We start from the raw sequence: 3,086 nt of genomic DNA, 5'->3' as shown, positions 1-3,086 counted from the left end.
CAGGCCGCGCACGTCGTCCTCCCGAAGGTCAGGGGCGCCTTCAGCCTCGTCTTCATGGACGAGAACACCCTCTACGCGGCCCGTGACCCGCAGGGCATCCGCCCGCTGGTCCTCGGCCGCCTGGAGCGCGGCTGGGTCGTCGCCTCCGAGTCCGCCGCGCTCGACATCTGCGGCGCGAGCTTCGTGCGCGAGATCGAGCCGGGCGAGTTCGTCGCCATCGACCAGAACGGGCTGCGCACCTCCCGATTCGCGGAAGCGAAGCCCAAGGGGTGCGTCTTCGAGTACGTGTACCTGGCCCGCCCGGACACCGACATCGCCGGCCGGAACGTGTACCTCTCGCGCGTCGAGATGGGCCGCCGCCTCGCCGCGGAGGCCCCGGTCGAGGCCGACCTGGTCATACCGACCCCGGAGTCCGGTACCCCGGCCGCCATCGGCTACGCGGAGGCGTCCGGCATCCCCTTCGGCGCCGGCCTGGTCAAGAACGCGTACGTCGGACGGACGTTCATCCAGCCCTCGCAGACCATCCGGCAGCTCGGCATCCGCCTGAAGCTGAACCCCCTCAAGGAAGTCATCAAGGGCAAGCGCCTGGTCGTCGTCGACGACTCGATCGTCCGCGGCAACACCCAGCGCGCCCTGGTCCGCATGCTCCGCGAGGCGGGCGCCGCCGAGGTCCACATCCGGATCTCCTCGCCGCCCGTGAAGTGGCCCTGCTTCTTCGGCATCGACTTCGCCACCCGCGCCGAGCTCATCGCCAACGGCATGACCATCGAGGAGATCGGCACCTCGCTGGGCGCCGACTCCCTGGCGTACATCTCCATCGACGGCATGATCGAGGCGACCACCATCGCCAAGCCGAACCTGTGCCGTGCCTGCTTCGACGGCGAGTACCCGATGGAGCTGCCCGACCCCGAGCTCCTCGGCAAGCAGCTCCTGGAGACCGAACTGGCCGCCGGCACCGCCGCCCCGGCCGCGGTCGACGCGATCCGCCGCCCGTAAGCCCTGCCGTACGACACGAAAGCTCTCTCAGCCATGTCCGAGAACACCGGTGCCAGTTACGCAGCAGCAGGCGTCGACATCGAAGCGGGCGACCGCGCGGTCGAACTCATGAAGGAGTGGGTGAAGAAGACGCAGCGCCCCGAGGTCCTCGGCGGCCTCGGCGGTTTCGCCGGCCTCTTCGACGCCTCCGCCCTGAAGAACTACGACCGTCCTCTGCTCGCCTCCGCCACGGACGGCGTCGGCACCAAGGTCGACATCGCCCGCCGGATGGGCGTGTACGACACCATCGGCCACGACCTGGTCGCCATGGTCATGGACGACATCGTGGTGTGCGGTGCCGAGCCGCTGTTCATGACCGACTACATCTGCGTCGGCAAGGTCCACCCGGAGCGCGTCGCCGCCCTCGTCAAGGGCATCGCCGAGGGCTGTGTGCTGGCCGGGTGCGCCCTGGTCGGCGGTGAGACGGCCGAGCACCCCGGTCTGCTCGGTCCGGACGACTTCGACGTCGCCGGCGCCGGTACGGGCGTCGTGGAGGCCGACCGGCTGCTCGGCGCGGACCGCATCCGCGAGGGCGACGCGGTGATCGCCATGGCGTCCTCCGGTCTTCACTCGAACGGGTACTCCCTCGTCCGGCACGTGCTGCTGGACCGGGCCGGACTCGCCCTGGACGGCCGGATCGACGAACTGGGCCGCACCCTCGGCGAGGAGCTGCTGGAGCCCACCAAGATCTACTCGCTGGACTGCCTGGCCCTGACGCGCACCACCGAGGTGCACGCCTTCAGCCACGTCACCGGCGGCGGCCTCGCGGCCAACCTGGCCCGGGTCGTCCCGGACGGGCTGCACGCGGTCGTCGACCGCTCCACCTGGACCCCCGCCCCGGTCTTCGACCTCGTCGGCAGGACCGGTTCGGTCGAGCGCCTGGAGCTGGAGAAGACCCTCAACATGGGCGTCGGCATGATCGCGATCGTGCCGCAGGAGTCCACGGACGTGGCGCTGGCGACGCTGGCCGACCGCGGCGTGGACGCCTGGGTGGCCGGCGAGATCACCGACCGCGGCGAGCACCCGACCGGCGCGGCCCTCGTGGGCGACTACGCGAACTGAGCGCAGGGACGCCGAGCACCGGGGCGCCGCCCGCGCGTGTGATGAGCGGGCAGCATGAAACCCGGTCGGTGACCCTCAGTCACCGACCGGGCTGATGCTCAGTGCAAGGTCAAGCGCCGCGACGCTGTTGCGAGGACGGGTCGTCCTCGTCCTCGTCGTCGTCCTCGTAGAGGTCGGCGTACCGTGCGTACAGGTCGTCGTCTTGCTCATCGGCCTCGAAATGGTCACCGTTCGGTGACTGGTTCGACGTCGATGCGCCCAGCTCCTCGGCCAGGCGTGCGAGGTCCGTCCCACCGCTGTTGTACTTCAGCTGGCGGGCGACCTTCGTCTGCTTGGCCTTGGCCCGGCCGCGCCCCATGGCTCGACCCCCTCAACGACGGGGCTCGACGGCCCCAGAGTCTTGACACGCGTTCATGGTCCAGAACGGACTCTCATCGGAGAGGCCGGTCTGTAGAGCTTCCACGGTACCTGAGCCCGCGCCCATACGGTACGTCGCCCGCATGACGTGCCCGCGCCCAGACCTTCGAGACGTCCCGTCCTCGCTGGTCAAACGCGATTTTAACCACTTATCGGCGGTCGACCCGCCGGGAGAAGTGAGAGTTCTCTCCAAGTGCCCCCCGGCGGGTACCGGCCGAACGCGCGCGGGCGCCTGCTGCCGGGCGCCCGCGCACACCTCGTGCCCCGGGCCCCGGTGGCAGGCCCCGGGCGTCATGCCACCGGGCGCGCCTCCGCCATCCGCTGCTCGGCGATCCGGTCGGCCGCGGCGGCCGGCGGAATCCCGTCCGCCTTCGCACGTGCGAATATGGCGAGCGTGGTGTCGAAGATCTTCGCCGCCTTCGCCTTGCACCGGTCGAAGTCGAACCCGTGCAGCTCGTCGGCGACCTGGATGACCCCGCCGGCGTTCACCACGTAGTCCGGCGCGTAGAGGATCCCGCGGTCGGCGAGGTCCTTCTCCACACCCGGGTGGGCGAGCTGGTTGTTGGCGGCGC

At 70.4% G+C, this 3,086-nt stretch carries 3 protein-coding genes and 1 pseudogene; 2 read left to right on the top strand and 2 right to left on the bottom strand.

Going from position 1 to position 3,086, the window contains the following annotated elements:
* Positions 1-996 (top strand): amidophosphoribosyltransferase (gene purF / locus RIM90_RS31240; protein ID WP_309064103.1); only part of this gene is annotated, 996 nt, incomplete at its 5' end.
* A gap of 33 nt (positions 997-1,029) precedes the next feature.
* Positions 1,030-2,097 carry a phosphoribosylformylglycinamidine cyclo-ligase gene (gene purM, locus RIM90_RS31235; protein ID WP_309064102.1) on the top strand — a complete coding sequence of 356 codons (1,068 nt, stop codon included), beginning with the start codon at positions 1,030-1,032 and terminating at the stop codon, positions 2,095-2,097.
* Positions 2,098-2,206: 109 nt separating this feature from the next.
* Here purM and RIM90_RS31230 read toward each other — a convergent pair whose 3' ends face one another.
* Complete coding sequence (locus tag RIM90_RS31230; RefSeq protein WP_309064101.1) at positions 2,207-2,455, bottom strand: DUF3073 domain-containing protein; 249 nt, start codon at positions 2,453-2,455, stop codon at positions 2,207-2,209.
* Positions 2,456-2,805: 350 nt separating this feature from the next.
* Positions 2,806-3,086 (bottom strand): annotated as a pseudogene (locus RIM90_RS31225) (valine dehydrogenase); the annotation flags it as partial.

The organism is Streptomyces sp. (assembly GCF_031181555.1).
GTDB classification, from domain to species: domain Bacteria; phylum Actinomycetota; class Actinomycetes; order Streptomycetales; family Streptomycetaceae; genus Streptomyces; species Streptomyces fimbriatus.
This window is presented reverse-complemented; position numbering and strand designations above follow the sequence as displayed.

Bases quoted from the DNA above. Each gene is read 5' to 3' on its own strand.
- purM (WP_309064102.1), top strand. From the start codon at position 1,030: ATGTCCGAGAACACCGGTGCCAGTTACGCAGCAGCAGGCGTCGACATC.
- RIM90_RS31230 (WP_309064101.1), bottom strand. From the start codon at position 2,455: ATGGGGCGCGGCCGGGCCAAGGCCAAGCAGACGAAGGTCGCCCGCCAG.